This window comes from Leucobacter celer subsp. astrifaciens, from assembly GCF_001273835.1.
GTDB lineage: Bacteria > Actinomycetota > Actinomycetes > Actinomycetales > Microbacteriaceae > Leucobacter > Leucobacter celer.
Map to the genome: position 1 here is coordinate 32818 of NZ_JHEI01000133.1, position 24182 is coordinate 56999.

23 protein-coding genes and 2 tRNA genes are annotated in these 24182 nt (G+C 68.2%); 8 read left to right on the top strand and 17 right to left on the bottom strand.

Annotated features, from left to right (window positions below; all coding sequences use genetic code 11):
- Positions 1–100 precede the first annotated feature (100 nt).
- A complete protein-coding gene (locus tag AMS65_RS02620; protein WP_053382623.1) occupies positions 101–1654 on the bottom strand; it encodes an MFS transporter in 1554 nt (517 codons plus the stop codon).
- Positions 1651–2352, bottom strand: a complete 702-nt coding sequence (locus AMS65_RS02625) for a TetR/AcrR family transcriptional regulator (protein ID WP_075200800.1) — start codon at positions 2350–2352, stop codon at positions 1651–1653. The genes AMS65_RS02620 and AMS65_RS02625 overlap by 4 nt, the downstream gene beginning before the upstream one ends.
- Before the next feature lie 179 nt (positions 2353–2531).
- On the opposite strand from AMS65_RS02625, the gene rraA reads away from it, so the two are divergent.
- Positions 2532–3002 (top strand): ribonuclease E activity regulator RraA, encoded by a 471-nt coding sequence (gene rraA, locus AMS65_RS02630; RefSeq protein WP_053382624.1) that lies wholly within the window; start codon positions 2532–2534, stop codon positions 3000–3002.
- A 13-nt stretch (positions 3003–3015) separates the two neighbouring features.
- On the top strand, positions 3016–3744 hold the full coding sequence (locus AMS65_RS02635) for a lysoplasmalogenase (RefSeq protein ID WP_053382625.1): 729 nt from the start codon (positions 3016–3018) through the stop codon (positions 3742–3744).
- Here AMS65_RS02635 and AMS65_RS02640 read toward each other — a convergent pair.
- Positions 3713–4603 (bottom strand): NUDIX domain-containing protein, encoded by an 891-nt coding sequence (locus tag AMS65_RS02640; protein ID WP_053382626.1) that lies wholly within the window; start codon positions 4601–4603, stop codon positions 3713–3715. The genes AMS65_RS02635 and AMS65_RS02640 overlap by 32 nt on opposite strands.
- Before the next feature lie 310 nt (positions 4604–4913).
- Between AMS65_RS02640 and AMS65_RS02645 the strand changes: the two genes are divergently transcribed.
- The 5 genes from AMS65_RS02645 to AMS65_RS02660 all read left to right on the top strand — a co-directional run bounded on the left by AMS65_RS02645 (position 4914) and on the right by AMS65_RS02660 (position 7509).
- A complete protein-coding gene (locus AMS65_RS02645) occupies positions 4914–5351 on the top strand; it encodes a pyridoxamine 5'-phosphate oxidase family protein (RefSeq protein WP_053382627.1) in 438 nt (145 codons plus the stop codon).
- 236 nt (positions 5352–5587) lie between these two features.
- A complete protein-coding gene (locus AMS65_RS02650; protein ID WP_053382628.1) occupies positions 5588–5935 on the top strand; it encodes a YciI family protein in 348 nt (115 codons plus the stop codon).
- A gap of 41 nt (positions 5936–5976) precedes the next feature.
- Positions 5977–7269, top strand: coding sequence for an RNA polymerase sigma factor (locus tag AMS65_RS02655; RefSeq protein WP_053382629.1), 1293 nt, complete (start codon positions 5977–5979; stop codon positions 7267–7269).
- 85 nt (positions 7270–7354) lie between these two features.
- Positions 7355–7422: transfer RNA gene (locus tag AMS65_RS19285), tRNA-Pro, on the top strand.
- A 13-nt stretch (positions 7423–7435) separates the two neighbouring features.
- Positions 7436–7509 (top strand) — tRNA-Pro (locus AMS65_RS02660).
- A 229-nt stretch (positions 7510–7738) separates the two neighbouring features.
- On the opposite strand, the gene AMS65_RS02665 is transcribed toward AMS65_RS02660, so the two are convergent.
- The 7 genes from AMS65_RS02665 to AMS65_RS02700 form a co-directional block, all read right to left on the bottom strand.
- A complete protein-coding gene (locus AMS65_RS02665; RefSeq protein ID WP_053382630.1) occupies positions 7739–8929 on the bottom strand; it encodes a tyrosine-type recombinase/integrase in 1191 nt (396 codons plus the stop codon).
- Between the two features lie 167 nt (positions 8930–9096).
- Positions 9097–9702, bottom strand: coding sequence for a hypothetical protein (locus AMS65_RS02675; RefSeq protein WP_053382632.1), 606 nt, complete (start codon positions 9700–9702; stop codon positions 9097–9099).
- Between the two features lie 5 nt (positions 9703–9707).
- Positions 9708–10163, bottom strand: coding sequence for a hypothetical protein (locus tag AMS65_RS02680; protein WP_053382633.1), 456 nt, complete (start codon positions 10161–10163; stop codon positions 9708–9710).
- 46 nt (positions 10164–10209) lie between these two features.
- Positions 10210–12051: a type IV secretory system conjugative DNA transfer family protein gene (locus tag AMS65_RS02685; RefSeq protein WP_083451432.1), complete on the bottom strand. Its 1842-nt coding sequence runs from the start codon at positions 12049–12051 to the stop codon at positions 10210–10212.
- On the bottom strand, positions 12048–12584 hold the full coding sequence (locus tag AMS65_RS02690; protein WP_053382634.1) for a hypothetical protein: 537 nt from the start codon (positions 12582–12584) through the stop codon (positions 12048–12050). Before AMS65_RS02690 ends, AMS65_RS02685 begins: the two co-directional genes overlap by 4 nt.
- A gap of 81 nt (positions 12585–12665) precedes the next feature.
- Positions 12666–13673: a DNA-processing protein DprA gene (locus AMS65_RS02695; RefSeq protein WP_083451433.1), complete on the bottom strand. Its 1008-nt coding sequence runs from the start codon at positions 13671–13673 to the stop codon at positions 12666–12668.
- Positions 13674–13796: 123 nt separating this feature from the next.
- Positions 13797–16442: an LPXTG cell wall anchor domain-containing protein gene (locus AMS65_RS02700; protein ID WP_053382635.1), complete on the bottom strand. Its 2646-nt coding sequence runs from the start codon at positions 16440–16442 to the stop codon at positions 13797–13799.
- Between the two features lie 110 nt (positions 16443–16552).
- Here AMS65_RS02700 and AMS65_RS19290 point away from each other — a divergent pair, with 110 nt between their 5' ends.
- Positions 16553–17176 (top strand): hypothetical protein, encoded by a 624-nt coding sequence (locus AMS65_RS19290; protein ID WP_157502027.1) that lies wholly within the window; start codon positions 16553–16555, stop codon positions 17174–17176.
- A 22-nt stretch (positions 17177–17198) separates the two neighbouring features.
- Here AMS65_RS19290 and AMS65_RS02705 read toward each other — a convergent pair whose 3' ends face one another.
- The 7 genes from AMS65_RS02705 to AMS65_RS02735 all read right to left on the bottom strand — a co-directional run bounded on the left by AMS65_RS02705 (position 17199) and on the right by AMS65_RS02735 (position 24181).
- On the bottom strand, positions 17199–18692 hold the full coding sequence (locus tag AMS65_RS02705; RefSeq protein ID WP_053382881.1) for an ATP-binding protein: 1494 nt from the start codon (positions 18690–18692) through the stop codon (positions 17199–17201).
- On the bottom strand, positions 18689–19504 hold the full coding sequence (locus tag AMS65_RS02710) for a hypothetical protein (RefSeq protein ID WP_075200801.1): 816 nt from the start codon (positions 19502–19504) through the stop codon (positions 18689–18691). Before AMS65_RS02710 ends, AMS65_RS02705 begins: the two co-directional genes overlap by 4 nt.
- Positions 19505–19535: 31 nt before the next feature.
- Entirely contained in the window at positions 19536–21011 is a 1476-nt protein-coding gene (locus AMS65_RS02715) for an SCO6880 family protein (RefSeq protein WP_053382636.1), read from the bottom strand.
- Between the two features lie 4 nt (positions 21012–21015).
- Positions 21016–22371 carry a conjugal transfer protein TrbL gene (locus AMS65_RS02720; RefSeq protein ID WP_053382637.1) on the bottom strand — a complete coding sequence of 452 codons (1356 nt, stop codon included), beginning with the start codon at positions 22369–22371 and terminating at the stop codon, positions 21016–21018.
- A 15-nt stretch (positions 22372–22386) separates the two neighbouring features.
- Complete coding sequence (locus AMS65_RS02725; RefSeq protein ID WP_053382638.1) at positions 22387–22659, bottom strand: DUF6112 family protein; 273 nt, start codon at positions 22657–22659, stop codon at positions 22387–22389.
- Positions 22660–22742: 83 nt separating this feature from the next.
- Positions 22743–23009, bottom strand: a complete 267-nt coding sequence (locus AMS65_RS02730) for a DUF6112 family protein (protein ID WP_053382639.1) — start codon at positions 23007–23009, stop codon at positions 22743–22745.
- A complete protein-coding gene (locus AMS65_RS02735; protein ID WP_053382640.1) occupies positions 23006–24181 on the bottom strand; it encodes a M23 family metallopeptidase in 1176 nt (391 codons plus the stop codon). Before AMS65_RS02735 ends, AMS65_RS02730 begins: the two co-directional genes overlap by 4 nt.
- Between the last annotated feature and the right edge of the window lies 1 nt (position 24182).

Genomic DNA, 24182 nt, shown 5'->3' on the forward strand with positions numbered 1-24182 from the left:
GGCGAGCGGGCAAGGGCGCAGGGCGGTCGGGTAGGGAGCAGACCGGGCAGCAGGGGAGCCGGGGTGCGGCCGGCGGAGCCGGCGCGAACCGATCCCGCGCCTAGTGCGACACCCCGGACACGTCGGTACCGCGCGGCGTCATGAAGAACACGAGCGCCGCGACCGCGAGCATGATGATGCCGCCCGCGATCCCCGTCGCCTGCAGCGAGTGGGTGAACGCCACGCCGGCCTCGTGTGCGAGCGCGGGCAGCTGCGCTTCGGCCGAGATCGCCACCGCGGCCCCCAGCGACGCCTCGGCCTGTCCGGCCAGTTTCGCGTCGAGCCCGGCGAGCGCACCCGAGGCGATCAGCTCGGCGCGGTAGAGCAGCGCCGAGATGCTGCCGAGGATCGCGACGCCCAGCACCGCTCCCAGCTCGTACGAGGTCTCCTCGAGGGCGCCCGCGTTGCCGGCCTTCTCCTCGGGGGAGCCGTGCATGATCATTGCCGATCCGATCGCGAGGGATCCCGTGCCGGCGCCCACCAGGGTGAGCGCGATGAGCACGGTGAGGGTGCTCAGCGTGCCCGGCTGCAGTGCGATGATCAGCATGCCGACGCCCGCGAGGCCCACGCCGCCGGCCAGCACGGTGCGCGCGCCGATGAGCCGGGCGAGCGGGGGAGCCGAGAGCGATGCCACGGCGCCCGCGATCGCGATCGGGAACAGACGCACGCCGGCCTCGACGGGCGAGGCGCCGTCGACGAGCTGCATCCACTGCGCGATGAGCAGCAGCGCGGCCGCCATGGCGAACATCGACCCGAGGGCCGCGACGATGCCGGCGGAGAACTCCCGGTTGCGGAAGAGCCGCAGATCGAGCAGCGGGGAACTGCTGCGCACGCAGCGGACGATGAACCACCCGAGCAGGGCGGCACCCGCGGTGAAGGCCGCGAGCGCCTCGGGGACGAGGAAGCTCGCCTCCTTGCCGAAGGTCTTGATGGCCCACACGAGCAGCGTCATGCCGACGAGGGAGAGCAGCGCGGCCAGGGCATCCCAGCGGCCGGGGTTGGCGACGCGCGACTCGGGCAGGATGATGATGCCCGCGATGATGCCGACGATCATCAGCGGCACGTTGATGAGGAACGCCGCGTGCCACGAGAAGTGCTCGAGCAGCACGCCGCCGATGAGCGGGCCCACGGCGGCGCCGAGGCCCGAGACCGCGGCCCAGATGCTGAGCGCGGTGGCGCGCTCCTTCGGATCGGTGAAGATGACGCGGATGAGCGACAGCGTGATCGGCATGATCATCGCGCCGCCCACGCCGAGCAGCGCCCGGATCGCGATGACGCCCTCGGCGCTGTTCGCGAACAGCACGAGCAGCGATGCGGCGCCGAAGATCGCGTAGCCGAGCAGCAGCATGCGCTTGCGGCCCCAGCGGTCGGCGATCGCGGCGAACGAGACGAGCAGGCCCGCGAGCACGAGCGAGTAGACGTCGATGATCCACAGCTGCTGATCGGATGAGGGATGCAGCTCGGCCGCCATCTCGGGCAGTGCGATGTTGAGGATCGTCATGTCCATCGTGATGACGAGCAGGCTCGCGGTGAGCACGGCCACGGCTGCCCAGCGCCGGCTGCGGCTGAGGGTCGTCTGCGCTGGGGTGGCTGCGGTGTCGATGGGGGCGGTCATGATCTTTCCTGTGGTGAGTCGGTGGGGGTCGGGTCTGTTCGGGGTGCGTCGGCTGCGGGGCCGGGATCCGGATCCGGATCCTCGCCAGGACCGGCAGCGGTGTGCTCGGCGGCGGGATCCTCGACGGGCATCGTGGCGAGGGCGCGCAGCACCCCGGTGATCTCGTGGTGCTCGAGCGGGTGCTCGTGCAGGCCCGCGTGCATCGTGACGCCGTCGAGGTAGACGGCGATCGCGGAGGCGCGCTCCCGGCCGATGTGCGGGGTGAGCATGTCGGTGAGCCGGTCGGTCCAGCGGAGGGCCAGGGGGCGCAGCCGAGGGTCGGTGACCGCGGTGGTCATGAGCGCGATATCGGCCTGGAGCACGCGGGTGTCGCGCAGGTACTCCAGGAACTGATCGACGGCGAGATCGGGGCGCGTCACGAAGTCGGCGAGATGCGGCTCCATGCGCTCGAGCTCCTCGTCGATCTCGTCGGAGAGCTGCTGCAGGGCCGCCTCGCGCAGCTCGTCGATCGAGCTGAAGTACTGCGTGGTCGAGCCGAGGGGCACCTGCGCGCGGGCGGCGATGGCGCGATGCGTGAGGGCCGCGGCGCCGTGCTCGACGATCAGCTCGGTGGCTGCGGCTAGGATCGCGCGGCGACGGCCCTCGGGATCGCGTCGCCTGCGTGCCGGCTTGGCCGTGAGGTCGGTGGAATCCGACATGGTGCGCTCCCGTCTGTCGATCGCACGCGAATGGACATGTGTACATGTACTTTTGTACAGTAAAGGTGCGTGGAAGGCAAGTTTTCCTCCCGTGGCTCGCCTGGCCCGTTTGTCCGAGGATCCGGGTAGCGTTGTTCCCACCAGGGCCCCAGCGCCCGGGTTCGGAGGGAGAATCGACGATGTCGCAGATCAGCACTGCAGACCTGTACGACGAGCGGGGGGAGAAGCTGCAGTCGGTATCGCTGCAGTTTCAGAACATCGGCGGCATGAGCGGCTTCAGCGGCCCCGTGCGCACGGTGCGATGCTTCCGTGACAACGCGCTGCTCAAGGAGCTGCTGAGCGGCCCGGGCGACGGCGCCGTGCTGGTGATCGACGGCGGTGGATCCCTCGAGAGCGCGCTCGTGGGCGACGTGATCGCGAGCCTCGCGGTCGACAACGGCTGGGCCGGGCTCATCGTCAACGGCGCGATCCGGGATCGCGTGGCGCTCGGCACGCTGCCCTTCGGCGTGAAGGCGCTCGGGTCGAACCCCGCCAAGTCGAGCAAGACCGGCGAGGGTGAGGTCGATGTGCCCGTGGAGATCGGCGGCGTGGTGTTCCGGCCCGGTGCGGCCGTGTGGTGCGACGACGACGGGATCCTCGTCGAGCCCTGACGGACCGCTCCCGATGACGCCCCGCTCCCGCGCGCTGCTGCCGTTCGCGCCCTACGCTGTCGTGTCGGCGGTGCACGTGGTTGCGCTCTTCCTGGAGCTCCCGATCCACGCGCCCACCAAGCTGCTGCTCATGCCGGCGCTCGCGCTCGGCGCGCTCTGGGCCGCGGCGCGGCCGGTGCCGGGGCTGCTCGGCGAGCGCGGGACGCGGGGCGCGATCGTGCTGCTCGTCGCCGCGATCGCGTTCTCGTGGCTCGGTGACGGCGCGGCTACGTTCTTCCCGATGTTCGACGACGAGCTGCCCATGATGCTGCTCTGCTTCGGCCTTGCGCACGTGGGCTACGTGCTGCTGATGTGGCGGGCGGACGGGGTCGCCGTGCGGCGCTTCCCCGCCTGGGCGCTCGTCTACGTCGGGGCTTACGCGGCGCTGATGGCGCTGCTCGTGCCGCACACCGGGTCGCTCACCGTGCCGGTGATGATCTACGGCCTGCTGCTCGTGGCGACCGCGGCAGTGGCCTCGCGCTGCGGAGCGGTGATCGCGTGGGGCGGGGCCTGGTTCCTGGTGTCGGACGCGATCCTCGCGTTCCGCATCTTCGTGCCGGAGGTGATGCCGGCGTGGACGAGCGGCGCGGTGATGCTCACCTACACGCTGGGGCAGGGGCTCATCGTCGCGGGCATCGTCGCGGCGCTGCGCCGGCGTCGCGCGGCCGCGGTCACTCCGGCAGCAGCTTCAGCAGCTTCTTGACGCCGCGCGTGGTGGCGCCCGCGGCGTGCGCGCGCGTGCGAAGCTCGGCGTCGCTCGTCACCACGGCCACGGCGCGGCCCGCGGTGGCGGCTGCTGAGGCCTCGGCGACGATGGTGTCGTCACCGAGTTCGGGCGCGTCGACCACACGCACGTGCGGGCTGCTGTCGATGCCGCGGGCGACGCCCTCGGCCACCATCACCCACTCCGGATAGGCGCGGTCGATGCCCGAGACGAGGGAGTCGGGAAGGCCGACGAAGCCGGCGCGGATCCCGCCCTCCTGCACCGCGAGCACCTCGAGGCGGTCGCGCAGGCGCTCGGCGGCGGCGCGACGATCCTTCCACCAGCCGTCGGGCACGCTGCCGATCACGTTCGCCGCGTCGACCACCACCGTGGGGGACGCGGTGAGCAGCGGACGCAGCAGCCGCCAGCTCGCGGCGAAGGCCGGGTGCAGCGGGCGCTCCTCGACCTCGTCGACGTGCACCCACTCGAGCGCGTGGCTCTCGGGGTCGGTGATCCTCGGGATGAAGGGCGTCGCGACTTCGGCGACGAGCGTGGTGTAGGTCCAGCCGCCGCGATCCAGCACGTGCGTGTAGCGGGGAGCCACCGCGTGATCGGGAACCCCGGCCTCCTCCTGCGACTCGCGGATCGCGCCGTCGATCGCGGCTTCGCCCTCGTGCCGGGCTCCGCCGGGGATGCCCCAGGTGTCGCCGTGGTCGCTCCAGGTGACGCGGTGCTGCAGCAGGATGGCGTCGAGCGCGCGGTCGTGCGCGAGCAGGCCGGCCGCGCCGAAGCGCCCCCAGTAGCGTCCGCCATCGGCTGCGGTGACCCAGGCGTCGCCGGGATTGCGGAGGTCGCTCATGGTTTCAGCGTAGCGGGGCGGGGGGTCGCCGTGCCTGGGCATTGCGTGGGGTTGCGCGTGCAGGTGCCCGCCGGTTGAGTGCTGGATCCGCCGGTCGAGCGACGAAGGAGCTGGTCGAGCGACGGAGGAGCTGGTTGAGCGACGGAGGAGTCGAAACCGCGGGGTTGCGCGCTGGCTCGCCGGTTGAGCGACGAAGGAGTCGAAACCATGGATCGGGGCGTACCAGTGCCTGGGCCCGTACGGGAACGCCGGCGCCGGCCCCCGATCCCGCGCTCTTCCCTCTGCTGCACGATCGCGCAAGAATGAAGGCATGAGCGAGAACGAGAAGTCGAGCGCGGTGCTGTCGGAGAACGAGTGCTGGGTGCGGCTCGGTACGCAGGAGGTGGGGCGCCTCGTGACCAGCGTGGGCGAGGTGATCGACGTCGTGCCGATCAACTTCGTGCTCGACGGGCGGTCCATCGTCTTCCGTACGGCGGCCGGCAGCAAGCTGGTGGAGCTCACGATCAACAGCTCGGTGCTCTTCGAGGTCGATGAGGTCGGCGAGACCGAAGGCTGGAGCGTGGTGGCGCGGGGTACCGCGCGGGCGCTCGAGCAGGAGGACGAGGTCCTGGCCGCTGAGCGGCTTCCGCTGCGGCCGTTCGTGTCCACGCTCAAGCCGACCTTCGTGCGCATCGACATCGAGAGTCTCACGGGGCGCGCCTACGAATTCGGCCCCGAGCCCCGGCGCGAGGATCAGCAGGAGGGATAGCGCGTGTGCGGCGGTGACCGCCTGGCGGGCGGGTGCGGCCGATCCCACGCGCCCCGTGCGTCTCATACATCTCGTGCATCTTGCGTAACTCGTGCATCCCGCGCGAAAGATTTTTCTGCGCGCTGTCGATCCCGGCCGATCCCGTTCGTCACTCTCATGTCGGACCGCTCGGTCCGGCGTTCCGATCCCGCCCGATCTGCACCGCGCAGGCGGCGGAGTGAAGCCCAGGAGGAATCATGAAGTACGCACTGCTGCTCATGGGACACGTCGATGATCCGGCGTGCGGCGAGGACGGGGGCGCGAGCCCCGAGGAGTTCTTCGCCTTCGACCAGGAGATCACCGAGGCGGGGGTCGTGGTGACCTCGTTCGCGCTCGAGGATCCCGACCAGGGGGTGAGCGTCGGCAGCGATGCGCAGGGGGAGCGGGTCGTCTCCTCCGGACCCTTCGCCGAGGTGCGGGAGTTCGTGGGCGGCGGCTACATCATCGAGGTGGCCGACATCGACGAGGCGATCGCGTGGGCGCGCAAGAGCCCGGCCTCGGCGCCGGGCGGGCACGTGGAGATCCGTCCGCTCGCGCCGTATTGAGCCCGGGATGTTCGGCCGGTCGTCTGTTTCGGCGGTGACGCATGACGTCGGATGAGGTGCGCCGGGCGCTCGCGGAGATCGACCGCGACGCCCGCGCCCGCATCCTCGCGACGCTGGCGCGGCGCTTCGGCGACCTCGACCTCGCCGAGGACGTCACGCAGGAGGCGCTGGCGCAGGCGCTGCTGACGTGGCCGAAGACGGGGGTTCCCGAGTCTCCCGAGGCCTGGCTGAAGACGACGGCCAAGCGCAAGGCGCTCGACCTCGTGCGGCGCGAGAGCGTGCTGGCGCAGAAGCTGGCGCGGCTGCGCATCGAGGAGGAGCGCGCGCCCGTGCCCGCGGGCCTCGAGGATCCCGCTGCTCTTGCTGCTTCGCGGGAGCTCGATACCGTACCCGATGACCGCCTGGGGCTGTTCTTCGCCTGCTGTCACCCGGTGATGAGCCCCGAGGATCGGGTGGCGCTCACGCTGCGCTTCGTCGGCGGGCTCAGCACCGCGGAGGTGGCGCACGCGCTGCTCGTGCCCGTGGCGACGATGCAGCAGCGGATCGTGCGGGCGAAGAAGCGGATCCGCACGCTCGGGGTGCCGTTCGGGGAGCCGCCGCGTGCGGAGCTGCCGGCGCGGCTCGCCGGGGTGCAGAAGGTCGTCTACCTCATGTACGCGGAGGGTTTCGCCCGATCTGGTGGGGCCGGGCACGTGCGCGACGATCTGACCGCCGAGGCGATCCGGTTGGCCCGGGTGCTGCGGGATCTGGTGCCCGAGCTCGCCTCGGCCGAGACCACGGGGTTGCTCGCGCTGCTGCTGCTCACGGAGGCGCGGCGGCCGGCGCGCGTTGATGCGGTCGATGGGCGGCCGGTGCCGCTCGCGGAGCAGGATCGCGAGCTGTGGGATCGCGAGCTGATCGCGGAGGGTCTTGTGTTGGCTGAGGCGGCCGCGGGATCTCCCGGAGCAGGGTCCTATGCGATCCAGGCGGCGATCGCGGCGGTGCACGCCGAGGCTGTTTCGTTCGGCGTCACCGACTGGGATCAGATCGCGGTGCTCTACGGGATGCTCGAGGCGCACGAGCCGGGGCCGGTGGTGCGGCTGGGGCGCGCGGTGGCGCTGGGGCGGGCCCGCGGACCGGCCGTGGGCTTGCGGCTGCTCGACGCGCTCGCCGCCGATGCTGTGTTGGCTCGGTTCCGACCGTTCCATATAGCGCGTGCCGTGACGCTGGAGGAACTGGGGGAGTTCGCTTCGGCCGCTGTGGCGTACCGGTGTGCGCTGGAACTGCCGGGCAACGAGGCCGAGGACGGCTTCCTGGCCGCCTCGCTGGAGGAGATCGGCGGGGTCTCGCGGTGACCCCGGCCACTTTCGCGACATGGTCATTTGCGCGGCCGGAGTATGGGTAAGATAGAGGGGTTGCTTCGCGAAGGCGTGGTGGCAACGGGCTGTGGCGCAGCTTGGTAGCGCACTTGACTGGGGGTTAAGTGCAGTAGCCTCTCGCCAGCCCAAAATAACTAAACAACGGGTTGTGGCGCAGCTTGGTAGCGCACCTGACTGGGGGTCAGGGGGTCGCAGGTTCAAATCCTGTCAACCCGACGAAAAAGCCCTGATGAGAAGCCATTTCTCGTCAGGGCTTCTCTCGTTTCTGGTGGGCTCCGGCGCGCTTCAGCCGACGCGGAGCGGTGCGCGAGCAAGAGCCCGGCGGCTCTCGCCGATTCTGCTGGTGAAGGATCTAGTGGGCCATCTAGTGGCCGCTAGTGGGCCAAATCTCGGGGCACGGCGATGCCCCGATCCCTTTCGCAGCCAGGGATCGGGTGACTGCTCGCTATAACTGGGGTCTTGTGGGCTTGACACTCTCCTTCCGTTTGGCTGAGTTCGCGAGGAAGCGGTTGGCGAGTTTCGCTGCTTCTCCCAGGTGCCGGTGGTCGGGGTGCAGATATCCCTTGGTCGTCTCGATTGACGCGTGACCCAGGATGCGCTGCAGAACGTGGAGCGGCACGCCGGCGTCCGCAAGCCACGTCGCGCCGGTGTGTCTAAGTCCGTGCCGAGTCAGGCCCGGCATTCCGAGCCCGGCGACGAGTTCTTCCCATTTCGTCGCGTCGCGTACCGTGGCCGTGGTCAGGATCCCGCCTCGGGGGCCGCGCAGCAGCGGCTCGTCGGGCTTCTTGCCTGCGGAGAGGCGGATGAGGATGGGTTCGAGCGGATCGAGAATGGGGACGTAGCGTTCCCTTCGACCTTTGGTCTGCTTCGTGACGAGACCGCCTTTGCCGGGGTATACCTGGCGTTCGATCGTCACGATCCGGTTCTTCCAGTCGATGTCGCCGACTTCGAGCCCTGCGACTTCCGAGCCTCTTGCGGCGAGCATGGCGCAGAGCATCACATGGTCCGAGTAGCTCTGGTGCACCGCAGCGCACGCCTCTGCGAGCCGGTTGAGCGTGTCGAGGTCGGAGATCGCGTACGCACGGAGCGAGCCTGGTGCTAGGACTGAGTCTTTGTGGAATGTGCGTCGGGAGCGGTTCTTCGCAGGGTTCGACGTGATGAGTTCGTCGCGCACGGCGACATCGAGCACCCTGACGAGCGGCCCGATGGTGTTCTTGATCGTCGAGGGACTGTACTCGTTTTCCCATCTGTCGATGGTGCGGTCGATAAGGCCAGTGGTGATCTTGCTGACTTTCAGGTGTCCGAGCGCGGGAAGCACGCGGAGCCTGAGCCCTGCGTCGTAGTAGGAAGCGGTGGAGGTGGGATCGAGGCCCCGCTGCCACCGGTCTCCGATCGACTTCACGTAGTCGGCGAAGGTGATGAGCGCATCGGTGCCTGTCTCGGTTGCCTGCTGCATCCGTTCGAAAAACTCCTCCGCTTGCTGCGTGGTTTCGACGAAGACCGACCGGCTGGGGCGTTTCCTCGTGTGGGGGTCTGTCCATCTGACGCGTGCGAGGTAGCCCCTGCCTCGGTTCTCGATGCTGGTCGCGAGTTTCGCGCCGATCGGGGGAACCTGGTGATTGTGCGGGTCAGCCATCGCGGGTCTCGCGTTCGAGGACCCAGGCACGTACGGTGGGCGGGTTGTAGCGTGCGATCGTCCCGACCTGCACGAAGGGCGGGCCTTCCCGTTCGCGTCGCCACCGGGACAGCGTCGCCTGGGATACGTTGAGGAACTCGGATGCCTCACGCGAGTTCCACAGCGGCTCAACCTGGTTCGTTGTCGCGGGCACGATCAGCCGCCTGCTTGGCACGAATGAAGTCATCCTCGATGTCCTGGCGCGACTGCACATCGGCTGCGACGAACGCGATGAAATCTTCCATCCGATTCGCGATCACCTCATCCTCGATGGGCGCTTGTGGTGCTTCTCCTGGCCAGATGGTCTGCCGGGTCGGGCGGTCACGGTCGATGCGGGTACCGCAGGTCGCTACCCATTCGCGGAGGCGTTCGCGGGCGAGTGCGAAGTCGGTGTGCCAGGCAATCGGACCCGAAGCGTCCTGCTCCGGGTCGTAGCTCGCGATCCAGTGCAGATGCAGAGCGGAGAGCTCCCACACGAGTTCGGGATGCCGATACCAGAAGGGCGGGATCACCGAAGCGGGCAGGCCATAGGTGCGGCGGATCTGGTCGACCCACTGGTTCAGTGCCAGCCATTCTGCCTCTGCGTCACCGGACGAGAGCAGATTCCAGTTGATCGGTCGAGGTGGCTCCGGCAGCGCAGTGCTGGCCATGACCAGGTCGTAGAGGTCGTCTTCTTCGAGTTCGGCATCGAGGTCGTCGCCGAGACTATCCTCAGCGCGAGGAGCGTCGTTCATCTCGCTCACCGCCCCAGCGTCTGAGCAGGGGTGGGCTGAGCTGCCCGGAACTCGACCGGTGCCGCAGCGTGCCGTGTTTCCTTCACCATATTCGTGCGGCGCCGTGGCTTCCGTTCCACCTGATAACGATCGCGTGTGGTGTCGAACAGGAGCTTGACGGCCTGGAACTGGCGTTCCTCGACACTCTGCCCGCGGTGCTCGTAGTTCCGCGTCTTGAAGCCACCGATGGCCACCACGTCGTCGCCCTCCACGAAGTCAACGATCGCCTCCTCAGCTTTCTCTCCGAGCAAGACGAGCTTGATATACCTCGTGCCGAGGAGCGTGAGACTGCCATCTGCCTCGTCTCGATACTGCTTCTGTCCAAGCTGGCCGATGAACAGTGCGAGCCCATCGGAGAGACGCTTGAGCTGAGGAGCCCGGGAGAGGTAGCCCGGGAGAGCCGTCTTGGTACGCAGTTCCATCGCTTCGTCCTTCTCATTTCACGGTCCCGCTTGCTGCGCGACATCTCTACGGGCCAGGTGCGCTCCCCGTGCCTGCCGGATCATCTGCAGACGGCGTACCTGAACCGGTCGCGGCATCCCGGTAGCGGAGTTGCGCCTCGACCGTGCGCCGGTCAGCGACGAGCTGCTTGCCGTCGGCACGCTGGGTCCAGCGGCGCAGCCGTGAGACGATCGGGGGCGCCGCGCGCAGCAGCACAAGACCCGTACCAAACGGGAGGCGGCGGATCGCGTCGGGTGGCATGACCGGCACCCGGCGGATCGAGCGCTGTGCCGATCGTGAGCCGTGGTCGCCGACCGTCGTGGAGTCGGTGATCTCGTCTCGCTCGCCGATGAGCGTCGAGAGGTCTTGGAGGTCGCGACTGTTGGAGGCGCCGCCGAGGATGATCTTCACGATCGCGGCATCCCAGATCGCGGATGCCGCGTTGTCCGACCATTGCTCCCGCGCTTGCGCAAGCGACTGCAAGACGGGCATCGTCGTGATCCCGGTGCCGCCTCCCTCGGCCATGAGCGTCGGCAGCGATGGCAGCGGGCTGAGGTTCGCCACCTCATCGAGAGCGAGCAACAAGGACGGGTCGAGCCTCGCCCCCGGGCTGCGAGCGGCCAGGCGGCGGGCTGCTTCTACGACATCTTCGATGAGCGCCGCAACCAGCGGGGCACTGTTGTTCGCGCCGGCGGCAGTCGCCAGCAAATAGAGGGTGCCCTTCTGCTCGAGGAATGATTCGGGGTCGAACATCTCATCAGGGCCCGGGGTGACGGCATCGAGCACGCGCGGGTCGGCAAGGGCGGAGAGGGCAAGTGAGACGCCCTGCCAGATCGAGTCCCTGGTGCGCGGGTCGGCTTCGAGCATGGCCTGCAACGCCTCGGCCCACCCACCGGCAGCGCGCGGGTGCGTGCCGAGAATGGAGACGGCATCGCCCGCGGAGGCAGGGTCGAGCGTCCACCGGAACAGATCCGCTGGTTGCCGACCATCGAGCGCTGCAGCGTGCAGCAGGCATTGGAGCGCGACGCGAGTCTTCGCCTCCCAGAAGTCACCGCCCTCGACGCCCCCTTTCCCGAGCTCAGTAGCCGAGGCAAGGCCCGCAGCCCGGATCATTGCCGTCAGTGGCGCGTCGCATCCACGGACGGGCGACCAGCGCAGTCCGGCTGGGATGCCTGCTGCGAGGCCTTGCGGGTCGAACACCGCGACTGGGCCGATGCGTTCGCGCGCACGGATGGTCGCGGTCGCATTGTCAGGCCGCGTCGAGGTGGTCACCACGGCGCCTGGGGCGGAGAGGATCGAGTTGATGACGATATGCACACCTTTGCCGCTTCTGGGCGGCCCGATGAGCAGGATCGAGTCTTCGACCGAGGCCCACACCTCGACTCCGCGCGACGCCCCTACCCGGTACCCCACGTCGGCCGGTTCCGGGTGGTCGAGGGAGGGGCGCAGGTTGCCTGCGCGTGCGAGTAGGGCGCGCGGAGATCCGGCTCTGGCGACTTCGGCGCGGGTGGCGATTCCTGCGATGCGGTACGGGTCCATCTCCTGGCGCCGGCCGTGATGCCGGATCGCCGACCACATCCACCAGCCGGCCGCTGCGGCGGCGAGGATCAGCACGCCCGCGACGAGCCAGTAGACGATGGGGTTCAGGCCTGGCGCATCGAGTGCGGTGGCGGGGTCGGCGGGGTGCAGGAGCACCCCGGCACCAGAACCGATCCCTCCGTTGGGCTGCATTGATCCGGTGAGGAACGCGGCGACGCTTCCCGCGCCCCGGAGGATCGCCGCCAGGATCGCGAGCGCGGCAAGCCCGACGAGTGCGGCGTTCGTGAGCTCGTCGCCGAGACTGCCTGTCGGACGGATCGGGGAACTCACTGCGGTTGCCCAACGCAGACCGTCGCCGAAATGCGGCCCAGCAGCACCGCTTCGCCCGTGGGCGAATGCTCAAGGTAGCGGGAGTCGATCAGTGCCCGTGCGATCCCGTCCGGCCCCGATTCGGCGTGCGCGATGATGATCGCCACCGCGACCTCTTCGCCGGGGATCATCCCGGACCCGGCGAACTGCATCAGACGCGGCGGCGGGGCTGGCTCCGCTGGGGGCGCGGCCTGCACGGAGGATTCAGCGGCTGGCGTTTGCGGTTCAGCCTTGCGGGGTGTGCGTGGGGTGTAGAAGTCGGTGATGGTGCGGCCGTCGGTCTCGATCACGTCGACGCGGAGGGTGCGGCCGGTCTGCTGGCTGATCGCGTCGACGATCGCGGGGAACGACGCACGACGCCAGGGCGGCGAGAACTCGGGCGGCAGGTACGGTGCCCCATCGACGGTGACGGTCATGTTGCCGTCGTCTGCGACGACGATCCGCACCATCACGGCCGTCGGGTCGGTGTGCTTTGAGTGATCGCGTTTCGACATGCGGGGATCTCCTTCGGGAGGGCTTGAGGGCAGAGCTCGGCCCTGACGCGCCGCACGCCAGGACCAAGGGCGGAAAGGGGTTCAGAGCGCGGCCCTGCCCGTCGAGCGGCCGGCATCCGGGGCGGCTCGGCGGGCGGCCTGCTGATAGGCGGGCGGGAGACGGAACGCCGCTGGGTCCGGGTCGAGCATCGCCTCGACGTCTCCGGTATTCGTGACGACTTCGGCGAATCCCTCGGCAAGGAGCAGGTGGCATCCAGACGATGCTGCCGAGGTGATCGGGCCTGGCACCGCGCCGACGCGGCGACCGAGATCGTAGGCGCTGACTGCGACCCGCAGGCTTCCCGAACGCGGGCCTGCCTCGGGAACCACGGTCGCCCCGCTGAGCGCAGCCATGAGGCGGGCGCGAGCTACGAAACGGTCCTTGGTCGGGGCGAGTCCGGGTGGCACTTCAGAGAGCAGGAGCCCGCCGCCGTCGGTGATGCGCTGGAACAGCGAGGCGTGCGCGGCTGGGTAGGGGCGGTCGACGCCGCCTGCGAGTACCGCGATCGTCGACCCGGACCGGACTGCGGTCGCAGCACGGTGCGTTTCGGCGTCGATGCCGTAGGCTCCGCCGGAGACGAGGATGCGCGGGGACTCGGCCAGTTGCTCGGCGAGTTCGTGGGTGACGTGCACGCCGTAGGCGGTGGCTGCGCGTGCGCCGGTGATCGTCACCCGGGAGGTGAGTGACGAGGTGAGCAGTTCCGGGTTCCCCTTCGCCCACAGCACCAGCGGTGCCGAAGATCCGAGGTCGGTGAGGTCGGCGGGCCAGCCTGCGCGCCCGGGCGTGAGCAGCCTGAGTCCGCTTCGCTCGGTGAGGGCGATGAGTTCGTCTGCGAGGGCGTCTTTCTGCCGTGCTGCGGCTTCCTGCCGCCAGCGGATGCCTTCGAGCGGGTCGACCTGAGCGGGGATCGCCGCGCCCGGGTCTCGGATCAGCGCGAGGGTCTCGGTGAGGCCGATGGCCTGGACGAGTTTCCCGGTGACCGGGTCTCCCGGGTCGGTGAGCGCTGTGAGCGTCATGCGCGTGATCGTGTCTTCCGTGTAGTCGGTCACCGTCGCCTCCTGAACCGTGTTGCTGTCAGAGGGCAGGTGCGCCGGGCAGGCATGACGAAGCGGGCGGAACTGCAAGACCTGGGGTTAGGGTCTGCCGGTTCCGCCCGCTCAGTGGGAGGTGTCTTAGTTGTTCATGAGTTCTTCGATGCCTTCGTCCTCCTCTCTGACGTAGCCGCCCTGCTCTCGGGAGAGCGCGAGTCGGCGCCCGAACCACAGCGTGAACCCGGCCGCGAGCAGCGCAACGGCCCCGCCTGCGGCGATGAGCCACGGGAACCCGGACCCGCCGGTGACCGGGAGCTCAGGCGGGAGCTTCGGCAGTTCCGGCGTCTCAGGCGTTGGCGGTGCTTTCGGCGGGGTGTCGGTCACGACCGTGGTCTCGCCCGGTGCGCCGCAGCGCCCTTCGGCGAGCACCTTGCCGTCCTTCCCGTAGAGGGTCTCGACCCAGTAGACGTGACCTGCCCGGTCGACGCTCGTCTTCCCGGAACGGTAGATGCCGGCCTGGGTGACCGGGATCTTCTCGGAGGTGAAGAACGGGACATCGCACACCGGCTCAGCGTCCGGGTCGTGAGGGCCGTAGGCGCGGAACACGAGATACGAGTCGTCGGGGATCTTCGATCCCTGGACGAGCGCGGCATCGTCGAACTCCTCGCCGACGCCCGCGACCGGGGTGGCCTGCGTGATGACCGACAGCGGCTGCTGGTCGTCGGGAACGTAGAACCGCTCCCAGATGTCAGCCGGGGAACTCTGGAAGGGCTGTACCCGGTCGTCGCCCGCGAAGGTGGTCACCACGACGTAGTAGCCGGGGTTTTCCGGCTGGATGCGATCGTCGTCGGTGTAGCCGATGTCGTAGACGCCGTTCTTCGCAGGCGTGCTGATCGTCGTCAGTACCGGCGCGGTCTCGAGGTCGAGATCGTCGGTGAGTTCCGCGTCGGTCTTGAACGGGCCGTAGACGGTGTGTGTGAGCTCCTTCTCATCGGGGCCCCAGTAGCCGTCGCCCTCGAAGTCGGGGTGATTGTCGGGGAACCCGGAGACGGTGATGCGGTCGAAGGCTCGGCCTCCGGCGTGCACGTTGTACTCGCGCACCTCGGAGGTGATCGTCAGCGGCCAGCGCACCGAGTGCGACTCGATGTTGATGCCGTAGTCGTCCTGCCAATCGGAAGCGATGTAGGGGCGCACCCACTCGGGCTGCGACGCCTTCTTTACCTGCCACACCCAGGTTACGAAGCCCGCATCCGGGAGGATCACCTCGGGCGACTCGTAGGTGCCCGGCCCCGTCGCGGTGACCTGCACCGTGCCGATCGGCGCCGCACCCGCCGGAATCTGAGCCCCCTGCGCGGGCGGAAGGGTGCCGGGCACCTGATAGGCGGTGCCCTCGAAGACCACTGGGATCAGATCGCCGTTGTGCTGCAGCCACCGGCCATTGCTTGACTCGACGGTGATGGTGTCGGTCACGGCATCGCCGGGTTTCACGAGCCGGCCGTTCGCCTTCGACACTGCTTCGGGCTGGAACGGGGTGATCGAGGTCTCCGCGACCCGGCCGAAGCGGTCGGTGAACGAATCGGTGAGGTACTTCGCGTTGCCGCCTTGCTGCTGCTTGTCGATCTTCCACACCCACGTGTAGAAGCCCGACTCTGGGGCGGTGAGGGTGCCGGGCGAGACGTAGCTGCCGGGATGGGTGAGCGTCAGCGTCTCGGTGCCGAGCACGGGTGCGCCCTGCGGGGGCGCGTTCGCTTCGGCAGGCTGCGCATCGAACGGCCCGTACAGGGTGCCCTCGGCGAGCACCGGCACCGGGTTCCCGTTCACCTTGATCCAGGAATGCTTCGTCACAGACACGGCGAGCTTGTCGGTGAACACGTCACCGGCCTGCACGAACTTCGCCGAGACGACCGTCTCGATGACCGGCTGGAAGTCGAGCGGGATCACCGGGGACTTCGCGGTCGCCGACAGAGGTTCAAAGGAGGCGGCCGCGAGAATGCGCTGCTCGCCGGGGGTGTAGAAGAGATCAACGCCCGCCCCGTAGCCGATCGCGGGCGCCTGCATGGCAGCCGTGATCTGGTAGTCGGGGGCCGACACGGGCGGGGTGCCAACGATCTGATGCGTGCCCGCGCCGAGCGTCGCGGTGGCCGACCCGTTCGCGAAGGTGGCATTGGTGAGCGTCACCGTGCCCGTCGCAGACGCCGGGTTCGTGCTGACCGTGACCTGCCCCTGGTACTGGTCGCTCATGCTGATTGACAGCGACACCGACGGGTTCTCAACCGCGTTCGCTGCCGCAGCATCACGCATCCCATTCAGGTTCGCGAGCACGGTGCCCTGCGCGGCCGCTGGCACGCGGGTGATGAAGTGCGCATCCCCACCACGGCCGGCGTAGTTGCCGTGATCGGCGACATCCCAAACATACATCTGCACCGCAGCCGTCACATTCGGGTCCTGTGACTCGCCCCAGCGGCCCATGACGTAGTTGAGACGGGCCAGCTCAGTCGATGTGAGACTGTCGAGGGTTGTCTTCAGTTCGGGATGCTGCGTGTTCCCCCACGGAGGAACAGCGTCGAGGTCCATGCAGTAGGCCTGCCGACCATGCGCCGAGAACGACCCTAGCCACAGATCCTCGTTGCCGTAACCAATGCCGAGTGTTGCGGCTTGAGCCGGGGTTGGACCGAAGAACAGGCCTCCGAAGAGCATGAGCAGAATCGTGAGAAGCGCCCCCGCACGGGCGGCGGAACGGCTGGGCGGTCTCGCTACGCCGGGCGGCACGAGCACGGTATTCGACATGGGGACTCCTGACTGGACGATGGAAGACCACCGCCAGGAATGACGGCAGCCAACAGTCAGGTGCGCAGCTCATAACCTTCCTTGACGGTGGTCTCGGCTAAGAAGGGCATATGGATCCACTCGATATCGCAACCAAAACAGGTGCTACCGTGAATACGGTTCTCGACACCCTTAAGCAGGAATGGCTACTCAACCTACTGCTGTGGATTCTCCTGATCGGAGAGCTAAGCGCTATTTTGACCGGACGCAGTCTTCAGGTCATCTCTAGTGAAGTACTTGTGCGTGACCTTGGCTGGAACCTTCTCGAACCAGTGATCAATGGCAGCGCGCAAACCCTAAGGGCGCTTCTGGGCTACGAATGGATCTGGATCAGTGCGCTCCTGATGCTCGTCATCCTGGCATCTGGTGTGCTCGTCTCGTTTGGAAAGGACGGAGCGCGTCTGCCTCACATGACGATCGAAGAGCTTGCTCCGTTGAATCTGATGCTGAGATTTACGATCCTCGTTACGTTTTCGGCATTCACTGGAACCGTGGTCGCACTATTAGCAGTTTTGGTTTGCGCAGCACTGGTCTATGCGTTTGGCGCGGCAAGTGGGAGTAACGCTGGACAAAGGTCGGTTGGATTCGTCTTTGGCCTGGCGACGATATGCATACTAGGTGCACTCACGCTTCTCGGGCCGTTCGTTCTTGCTACCCGAACGCTGTGGCAAGCGAGTGTCCAGCCGTTGAGATGAATTCTGTCCGTGTGCAGATGTTTTAAAGCATCCGTGCACGAGTGTCGAAGAGATCCAGTTCGGCGGGGTGAAGCTGGTGCTGCACGACGAAGCTGCGGTCTTTGATCTTCCAGAGGCCCTGCCCGATGCCGAGGCCTGGGAGCAGGGATCGCTCGGTGCCGGTGAGGCCGAGGGTTTGTGCGGTGACGCCGAGTTGGTCGGATTCCTGCCGGTAGACGATGCGAGTCTCCGCGTTCGCGAGGAGCGACGACGCAAGGCCCCGCATCCGCGATCCCTGGTCACCGACGTTCTCGAGGTCCGAGAGCTTGTGGAAGACCAGCAGGTTCGCGAGCCCGTAGTGCCTGGCGAGCCGCCATTGCGCATCCATGCGGGCGAGAAGACTCGGGTAGGACATGAGGCGCCACGCCTCGTCGTAGACGACGAAGCGTTGCCCGCCGGCCGGGTCCTGGAGCGCGGCTTCCATCCACGCGGCCGCGCAAGTCATCAGCACCGCGAGCAGTGCCGAGTTTTCGGCCACTCTTGAGAGATCGAGCGAGAGCATCGGGAGGGTGGGATCGAACTTCTCGGTGCTGGGGCCGTCGAACATCCCGGATAGGTCGCCGGCGACGAGCCTGCGGAGTGCGTGCCCGACCATGCGGCCGTCTTCGGCGAGCCGGCCGTCGGGGTCATCGGCTTTCGCGGGTGCGAGGATGCGGTCGACGACCATTGGCAGGATCGGCACTTCCGCGCATCGCACCGCATCGGCGAGGGCAACGTCGATCGCGGTGTGCTCTACTGGCGTGAGGCGGCGGTCGAGCACGGTCTCCGCGAGCGCCCCGATGAGACCCCGACGACGGGCTGCGACCTGTGCTGCCCAGTCCTCATCCGGGATGCCGGCCGCCCGGTAGCCCTCATCTAAGGGATTCAGACGAGTCTGGAGCGAGGGACCGAGGACGATGGCGCGGCCGCCAACGGCGCGGGCGACGGCGGTGTGTTCGCCTTTGGGGTCGCCAGGGACGTAGACCCGGCGTCCGAACGGGATCGCCCGCGTGTAGAGGCTCTTGGCGAGTGAGGATTTTCCGCTCCCGACGATGCCGGCGAGGATGATGTTCGGGGCGGTGATGACCCCTTGCTTATAGAGCTGCCATGGGTCGTATACGAAGGAGCCGCCCGAGTAGAGGTCTTGCCCGATGAAAGTTCCGGCTGAGCCGAGCCCGCCTTCGGCGAGGAACGGGTAGTGCCCCGACAGAGTGGCTGAGGTGTCCTGGTGGCGCGGGAGGCGGAACCGGCCAGGCGTGCGCAACGCTGCGGGCCCGTCCTCGCCGGCCTTCGGCAGGTAACGGGTTGCGCGGCGAGCTTCGCGTTCCTCGTCTGCTTGGGCTCGGGCGGCGGCGATAGCTGCGGCTCTTGCTTCGGCTTGGAGGCGGGCTGCGGCTTGCGCGCGGGCGCGGCGGTGCTTGCGCAGTTCCCCTTCCGGGCCGACGAGCACCGATGTATGGAGCCGCCTGGGCTCGGCCTCGCCTGGTTCGTGTCTCATCGTCTGAGGCCCCACGCGGCGGGGTGGTTCACATAGTTTTGTCGGTTGATCGTCGGGGTGCCGAGACGTTCCCGCCGCGCCTGCCGTGAGTCCGCAGCAGCACCGTCGCGCTCGGGGGTATCGGCTAGTGCGGCGTGACGGGCGTCTGCGATGCCGAGCAGAACGGGGCTGGGCAGGCTATCTTCGGCACGGTAGAGGGCGACGTGCCGGTGGTCATGGTTATAGACCAGGGTGTAAGCGTCGAGCGTAGTCACGCGGTCGAGCTGCGCGATGGGCGCTAAGTCGTAGACGTATCCATTCTCGAGCGCGGCTTCGACGGTCTCGTCACCGTAGTCGTAGCTTGCAAGTTCGTGGATCGCGGCATCCGCGCCCCTGGATTCGATCAGGTCGAGCGCATGGTCGGCTTCGCCGCTCTGCAGGAACACCACGTTGATGAGCCGCGAAGGAGCTTCGCTCGCCTGAACGGTGGGCTGCCAGGCGATCCGGCCGGCCGCCGCCATGCCCGCGTCGAGCCGCCGCTCTGCCTCGCCGATGAGGGCGGCGGCCTGGCGAAGTTCGGCCGCTGCGGTGAGCGCATCTTGTCTGCCGGCGGCACGATCGCCGGCGTCATTCGCTGCGCGCCCGCGGGGGTCGGTGTGGCCTTTTGCGAACTGGTTGAGCACCTGTTCGAGGGATCGCACCGCGCCGAGCAGGTTGCCGAGCATCCCGTACATGCTCTCGGGCTGGTCGAGAACGATGCTCGCGTGGGCGAGGCCGCGCATCGCTTCGTACATCTCGGCCGCGTCGGCGGCAGGGTCGGTGAAAGTTGGCATGATCGGGACTCCATTCGAAAGGGTGAAGCGGTCAGATGGATCGGCACAGTGGCAGTGCCGCTGCGGTAAAGGCCTGGGCCTGCTGCCCGACGAGCCTTCTCGTTTCGCACGAGGCCTGGATCGCGGCCTGTTCGATCTGCGACGCGGCAGCATCGAGCTCGCTCGCGGTCGGCGCCGAAATGGAGACGAGACCGACGACGCGCAAGACGCCGTGCCCTGCGGTGAGTTCCGATTCCTGTTGCAGGACGTCGCTGTACTCGGCGGAGGCTTGCGTGTCTTCGACCTGGCCGATCTTCCGCCGTTGCGCTGCGTCGGCGATCATCTCGGTCTTCTTCTTCCGCAGATCCCGCGCTGCCTGATCCGCCCGCACCGGGAGGTAATGCAGGGAAAGGGAACGGAGGACGCCGCCAGTAAGAACGAGCGGGGCAAGGAACCCGGGAAAGGTCTGCGCACGGGGCCACTCGCTGATCCACAGCACCGCGTGATGTGCGCTGTCGGAGCGCAACCGATCCCACGACTCGTTCACCGCGACCGGGCCAGCGATCGCGAGATCCCGGCCCAGAGCGCCATGCCGTTCCAAGGCAGGGCCCGCAGCGGGATCGTAAGCGGTGCGGAGGATCAAGGCGACGTCGCCCGGGGTGAGCCAGCCGTTCATGTGCAGCTCGGCGCTGCGGAGCGCGGTCTGGAACGACTGCATCTCCTGACGCAGCACCGCGGCCGCGCCCTTCATGCCGCCGCCTGCGGAACGGATCTGTCTGGCGGCGGCGCGCATGTCTATCGACAGCGACACGGTGGTGGCGTGGCGCTCGCCTGCGGGGCCGGCCCGCTCGATGAGTTCGCGGTAGGTGGTCGCCGCCCAGGAGCCGTCGTCGGTGCCATGCTGCCGCCACCATTCGGTGAGCCCGGACCCGGAATCGGGGAGGGTGCGCTCCATGACCTGAATACGGGCGATGCGACCTGAGCGGCAGGCGGCGGCGAGCACGCGACCCCAGCCGGTGACGCGGCGCTGCTGCTCGGCGGGGTCGAGGAGCACGAATGCCGGGTGCTGCACCCCGCACACCGCGGTGAGGGTCTGCGCGTGCGGGTCGTGGATCATCGCCGCTCCCGTTTCGGGGTCTACCCATTCCCGGAGTGCCGCCATGTCTCCGGGGAGCGCGAGCGTGCCTGCGGGGCGGGGCTTCACGACGCGTCTGCGGTAGCGGGTCTGCTTTGCCCGGGTGCGGAGCATCCACCGGGTGACGATGGGAGCCCATTCGATGAGCTTCCGCCCGCCAATAGGCACCCAGGCGACCGCGATGAGCGACGCCCACGCGGGCGACGACCATGCAAGGCCCGCACCTCCGTTCGTGTAGAGGCCCGCGACGACAATGAGCAACGCGACAGCGAGGACGATGAGCTGCGGAAGGGAGAGGCCGAGGAGGATGCCGCGGCGCGTGAGCCGGGAGAACTGCACCGGCCGCAGCTCGAACCTCTCCGACGCGGAGGCCGTGGACGCGTGCGAGGTCATGGGGTCATTCCTTCCCGCTTGGCGCGGGCGGGGTCTTCGGCGTTGCCGGTGGGAGCACTGCGGGCGGCTGCTGCACCGGCGAGCTCGTCGGTGGCGGGGTCGCCTGCTCAGACGCGCTGCCAGCGTGAGAGTCTGCGGCATTCCCGATCGCTCCGCCGAGCTTCGGCCCCGCAGTCGCGGTCTCCTTCACGACGATCGCCCCGGCCACCACCGCAGCAGCGGGCCCGGCTGCGGCAGCACCCCCCGCGGCACCGCCGCCTGCGGCCGCACCACCGGCAGCTCCGCCAGCACTGGCAGCACTCCCGCTGCTTGCGGCGGCGCTGCCGCCAGCCGCAGGAGCCGCATGAGCCGGTACTGAGGCTGATGCAGGGGCGGTCTTCGGTGCGGTCGTGCCTGGGTCTGCGCCGTCGAGGACTTGCTTCGGTGCGGGACCGGATGGTTTCGACGGGAGCGGGACCGGCCGGTTAAGGGCGCTTTTCGCTTCCTGCTCCATAGACGCGGCCTGGTACATATCGAAGCCGACGAAGCTCAGGAACTTATACGCCATGTACGGTGCGAAGGCTGCGACGAACAGCAGCACGATCCCGGCAATCGGCTCCGATAGCGATTTCAGGTCGAGGCTGATGGGAGCGGCGACCTGGGCGGTGGCGATCAGGAAGATCACCACGATCACGAGCTTCGACGCGATGAGCGCGACGACGAAGGTCGCCCACTTCCCGAACCAGCCGCGCGAGGCCTCCCAGGTGAGGCCCGACAGTGCGATCGGTCCGAACACGATCGCCACCAGCAGCAAGGCCTTGCGGATGAGGAGGGAGAACCACAGGATGAAGATCGCCGCGATCATCAGGCCAGCAAGGAAGATCGTGAGCAATGCGCCTGCGCCGCCAGCGACCGAGGTGATGGTGACGGCGCCGATGAGGAGCGCGAGCCGGTCGCCCATGCTCTCGATGGTCTGCCCGGTGGCCTGGATGATACCGACGCACAGCTGGTCGGTGATCTCGAGCAGAAGCGCGGTGCAAGTAATGAGCACAAACGACCCCAGCACCGATTTAGCAACCCCGGTGGCGGCGCGGGTGAGTGCGGAGGGGTCGCGGCGGGCGAGCCCTGCGATGAGCTGGAAGCAGAAGAACAGCAGCGTCACGAGCACGGCGATGCCGAACAGGATGTTGTAGACCTTCACGTACCCGTCGCTGGTGACATCGACCGAGGTAGTGGTGGAAAACACCTCCCACATGCCCTGGAACAGGGTGGAGACGCCGAGGCCCATCGCCGACGCGATCCACCCGAAGAAGAGCCCGGCAGGTCCGTCACCGATCGTCGTGCAGACGGTGGAGATACCGGGGACGTCACAGATACTCACCGGGATCACCGCCCGTTAGTTGACGGCCTGGCCGACAGTCCAGAAGAAGTTGATCAGCGTGACCGCAGCACCGCACAGCACCGCCGCACCACAGGACACCAGCACGCCCGTCTTACCCCGCGAGGCAAGGTGCGGATTGGAGGAGTTCGCGCCGAAACCCCACACGATCGCGGAGACGATGAGCGCCAAGACGCTGAGGATGAGGCCCATGGTCATGACGGCGCCGACGATGTCGCGCAGTTGCGCGATCCCCGGAAGCCCGTCGCTATTCGGGTCGATATCGATCATGAGGTGCTGCTCCTTGCCGGTCGGTGGATGGACGCGAATCGTCCGACAGACAGGTGCACCAGCGAGTGACGACAGCGACGGAATCAGAGGGTGTCGCCGATGGTGAGGAGGAAGTTCACCCATGCAACCCCGGCTCCCGCGAGCGCGGCAGCTCCGATTGCGACGAATACGCCGACGCGTGCTTTCTGCGCCGTGTACGGGTTCCCGGCTGATGACGACACCGCCCACACGATCGCGGAGACGATGAGGGTGAGCACGGCGCCGATGAGGATGATCGTGAGGAGCGCGCCGATCACCGAGGCGAGCTCGTCGGATGCGCCGACGCCGCCGAAGTCGGGAAACACGTTCATGCGGCGCTCCCGAAGCTCGCGCGGCACCCGACCGCGGTGGTCGTGCCGTCGCTCGGGACGGCGCCGTGCCCGGCGAGCCATTCCATCGCATTCACGGGAGGCTGGCCCTGCCCGCCGGGGTGGATTTCGAGATGCAGGTGCGGGCCGGTCGAACGGCCAGACGAGCCGACATCGCCGATGTGCTGCCCTGCAGCGACCGTCTCGCCGGCCGTGACGTAGATGCCGTCGCGCCACATATGCACGTAATAAGAGGCGACGCGGGCACCCTTGACGGTGTGCTCGATGATGATGAGCCCGCCCCAGCCTCCGAACTCGGCTACCGCGACGCGGCCGTCGGCGACGGCGAAGATCGGGGTGCCGTCGGCTGCGGCGAGATCCGAGCCGGAATGGAACTCGCTCTCCCCGGTGAAGGGGTCGGTGCGCCACCCGAAGCTGTCGGTGCTCGTGTAGCTGCCGTCCGGGAGCGGGAACACGATCCGCGAGGTCTCCGGCAGCTGCCCGCCACCCCCGCTGCCACCGCCGGTACTGCCGGGTGCGGTGGTGGTGAGGGCGGTGAGGATCGCCTCGGCGACGGGCTGCCAGTTCCGGTACCGGTCGGGATAGGCGCTGACCTCGACTGCCTGCGCCGCAGCTCCCGGGTCCATGGACTGCCAGCCGGGAATGTCGAGCAGGCCGCGCGGCGAGGGGTAGTTCGGTCCGTTCTTCCCGCCATAGAACGCTTGAGCCTGATAGCTCGGGTTCATGAGCTCGGCGACCGTGCCCCAGCCTGCGGCGGGGCGCATCTGGAACAGGCCCAAGCTGTCGTGATCTGAAGCGTCACCGTCGTTCGGGAAGCCGGCCGATTCGGGGTAGGCGCTCGTGTTGGCGAGCATCCGCAGCCGAGATTCGGTGAGCGCCGCCATCAGGGCAATGCGCACGCCTGCTTGCCCGACACCGGGGATGCCGGCCCCGGTGGTGATGATCGTCGCCGCGTGGGTGAGCTGCCGCTTGTCAAGCGTGACCGGGGTTCCGCCGGCGGTCGTGGCGGTGAGGCTGTCGGGGATCGGGCCGACGACCAGGGAGTTGTTCAGGCAGAATCCGGCCGGCCCCATGAACGCGCCAAGGCCGACCAGCGCGGACGAGGGGCCGATGCAGAACAGCACCAGCAGGATGACGAGCAGCTTCTTTGCCATG

Bases quoted from the DNA above. Each gene is read 5' to 3' on its own strand.
- AMS65_RS02665 (WP_053382630.1), bottom strand. From the start codon at position 8,929: ATGGCTGACCCGCACAATCACCAGGTTCCCCCGATCGGCGCGAAACTC.
- AMS65_RS19290 (WP_157502027.1), top strand. From the start codon at position 16,553: ATGGATCCACTCGATATCGCAACCAAAACAGGTGCTACCGTGAATACG.
- AMS65_RS02650 (WP_053382628.1), top strand. From the start codon at position 5,588: ATGAAGTACGCACTGCTGCTCATGGGACACGTCGATGATCCGGCGTGC.
- AMS65_RS02635 (WP_053382625.1), top strand. From the start codon at position 3,016: ATGACGCCCCGCTCCCGCGCGCTGCTGCCGTTCGCGCCCTACGCTGTC.
- AMS65_RS02715 (WP_053382636.1), bottom strand. From the start codon at position 21,011: ATGACCTCGCACGCGTCCACGGCCTCCGCGTCGGAGAGGTTCGAGCTG.
- AMS65_RS02655 (WP_053382629.1), top strand. From the start codon at position 5,977: ATGACGTCGGATGAGGTGCGCCGGGCGCTCGCGGAGATCGACCGCGAC.
- AMS65_RS02680 (WP_053382633.1), bottom strand. From the start codon at position 10,163: ATGGAACTGCGTACCAAGACGGCTCTCCCGGGCTACCTCTCCCGGGCT.
- AMS65_RS02690 (WP_053382634.1), bottom strand. From the start codon at position 12,584: ATGTCGAAACGCGATCACTCAAAGCACACCGACCCGACGGCCGTGATG.
- AMS65_RS02705 (WP_053382881.1), bottom strand. From the start codon at position 18,692: ATGAGACACGAACCAGGCGAGGCCGAGCCCAGGCGGCTCCATACATCG.
- AMS65_RS02710 (WP_075200801.1), bottom strand. From the start codon at position 19,504: ATGCCAACTTTCACCGACCCTGCCGCCGACGCGGCCGAGATGTACGAA.
- AMS65_RS02625 (WP_075200800.1), bottom strand. From the start codon at position 2,352: ATGTCGGATTCCACCGACCTCACGGCCAAGCCGGCACGCAGGCGACGC.
- AMS65_RS02725 (WP_053382638.1), bottom strand. From the start codon at position 22,659: ATGATCGATATCGACCCGAATAGCGACGGGCTTCCGGGGATCGCGCAA.
- AMS65_RS02645 (WP_053382627.1), top strand. From the start codon at position 4,914: ATGAGCGAGAACGAGAAGTCGAGCGCGGTGCTGTCGGAGAACGAGTGC.
- AMS65_RS02675 (WP_053382632.1), bottom strand. From the start codon at position 9,702: ATGAACGACGCTCCTCGCGCTGAGGATAGTCTCGGCGACGACCTCGAT.
- AMS65_RS02700 (WP_053382635.1), bottom strand. From the start codon at position 16,442: ATGTCGAATACCGTGCTCGTGCCGCCCGGCGTAGCGAGACCGCCCAGC.
- AMS65_RS02735 (WP_053382640.1), bottom strand. From the start codon at position 24,181: ATGGCAAAGAAGCTGCTCGTCATCCTGCTGGTGCTGTTCTGCATCGGC.
- AMS65_RS02730 (WP_053382639.1), bottom strand. From the start codon at position 23,009: ATGAACGTGTTTCCCGACTTCGGCGGCGTCGGCGCATCCGACGAGCTC.
- AMS65_RS02640 (WP_053382626.1), bottom strand. From the start codon at position 4,603: ATGAGCGACCTCCGCAATCCCGGCGACGCCTGGGTCACCGCAGCCGAT.
- AMS65_RS02620 (WP_053382623.1), bottom strand. From the start codon at position 1,654: ATGACCGCCCCCATCGACACCGCAGCCACCCCAGCGCAGACGACCCTC.
- rraA (WP_053382624.1), top strand. From the start codon at position 2,532: ATGTCGCAGATCAGCACTGCAGACCTGTACGACGAGCGGGGGGAGAAG.